This window comes from Pseudomonas sp. SIMBA_068 (genome assembly GCF_046534705.1).
Lineage (GTDB): Bacteria > Pseudomonadota > Gammaproteobacteria > Pseudomonadales > Pseudomonadaceae > Aquipseudomonas > Aquipseudomonas putida.
Map to the genome: position 1 here is coordinate 1 of NZ_JAWRYI010001488.1, position 240 is coordinate 240.

A 240-nucleotide genomic window follows, 5' to 3' on the forward strand; every position below is an offset into this window, starting at 1 on the left:
GTAGCATTATTTGCTGCCGTAATTATTTTTATTGGTTTGGGAGTTGAAGCCAGTCTGTCAGCGTTAGCTGGTGGTGCAGTTGCGATACTTCCTCACTGTGTTTTTGCACTTTACGCATTCCGATTTATGGGGGCGAGTCGTGCAGAACAAGCGTATAACGCGTTAAAACGCGGTAACGCACTAAAGTTTATGCTGACAATCATATTGTTTGCGCTAGTACTAAAGCATTTTCCGGTAGTT

At 43.3% G+C, this 240-nt stretch carries 1 protein-coding gene; it reads left to right on the forward strand.

From position 1 onward, the window contains the following. On the forward strand, positions 1-240 hold a 240-nt coding region (locus SB756_RS34595), incomplete at both ends, for an ATP synthase subunit I (protein ID WP_410913820.1).